Source organism: Methanoculleus sp. 10, assembly GCF_913757945.1.
GTDB lineage: Archaea > Halobacteriota > Methanomicrobia > Methanomicrobiales > Methanoculleaceae > Methanoculleus.
In genome coordinates this window covers 1-1,254 of the sequence record NZ_CAJYDP010000025.1, presented here as the reverse complement: position 1 = coordinate 1,254, position 1,254 = coordinate 1, and the positions used below count along the sequence as shown (strand labels likewise).

The following is a 1,254-nucleotide window of genomic DNA, read 5'->3' as shown; positions in this document are numbered from 1 at the left end:
CCGGTAGCGATGAATCGTATGAACGTTCTCAGGAAGGTGCTCATCGCGGCAGGCATTCTCGCGGTCATCCTCTTCGTATGTATAGCGCTGCTTGCAGCAAATCTTGGTCAATCCGCATCGGAGAGTTTCAGGTCGTCGTATCACTACGACCTGACGATCTCCACGTCCGGGCCTATCGAAGATGCGGTCCTCCTGATCCCTCTTCCTTCCCGGTACGACCCCAAGACCGGAGCGAACGTGACACCCCTTGACCTCTCCCGTGCGAGTTTCAGCCATTTCGACCGGGACAACATATCAGTAACGATCGAGCACGTCGACGACATTCCCATGCTGAATATCTCGGCCGACCGGATCGATCCCGTCTATAGAAACCGTATTACGCCGATTCCGATTATGCCGGGGCAGAACGAGTCGGAGCTCCCCAAACCCACTCAAATCTATTCGAACCGGTATTCAGAGGAGACACCGGTGCTCGTTGAGATGGAGCTCTATGTGCCCGGTACCGGTCCCGACCATGAGATCGACACCAGAACGCCGATAGGAACCGAACCCCTGCTTGCGCCGTACCGGATTGTCGGCAATCTCAGCAGTTCCGGCGGACCCACGGACGGTTATTACGTGAGCCCCGGGTCGTCCGGGTATATCATCGAGGTGCCGTTCATCCTCTCGTTCGACGCTGCCGACGACGAGAACGTCCTTGCCGTCTCATGCGGATTCCTGGGGACGAACCAGTGGTGGGTTCTGGGCTGGCAGTCGAACTCGTACCACGAGATGGTGCGCCATGAGTTCACGGGCCCGTGCAACGGCACCTACCCGGCAAGGGGCATCCTCGTGACGGGCGAGGGCGTGTACTGACGCCCCCGCTCATTTTCCCTTCCAGGAATGCGTCTTCGTTTGATCTGGTGCCGTTCCGGCGGGTTGTCTATTCAGTTCTTCTCTGCAGCGATGACCGTGAACCCGGCCTTTGAGTCAACCTCAGTCACGCAAAACCCGGTGCGCCCGAGGAGATCCTGCACCTCGCCCGATGAGTAGAAGCGAGCGCGGGAGAGGAACCTGTGTTTTCCCCTATCATGCCGATACTTCCGGGCAACTGCTCCTTCGCGCTCAAGAAATCCGATCACAAGAGTCCCCTGCGGTGCGAGGATCCGGTGGAGTTCCAGGAATGCCGGGACCGGGTCGTCCATGAAACAGATGACCGTCACCAGGAGCACGGACGAACACGCCCCGTCCCGGAGCGGGATCGATTCGGCCCTT

General features: G+C 58.9%; 2 protein-coding genes. One reads left to right on the top strand and one right to left on the bottom strand.

Going from position 1 to position 1,254, the window contains the following annotated elements; genetic code table 11:
- Window positions 1-855: hypothetical protein (locus QZ408_RS14775; RefSeq protein WP_365996286.1), on the top strand; the 855-nt coding region annotated here is incomplete at its 5' end.
- A gap of 71 nt (window positions 856-926) precedes the next feature.
- Here the strand turns inward: QZ408_RS14775 and QZ408_RS14770 are convergent.
- Window positions 927-1,254: methyltransferase domain-containing protein (locus QZ408_RS14770; RefSeq protein WP_292492830.1), on the bottom strand; the 328-nt coding region annotated here is incomplete at its 5' end.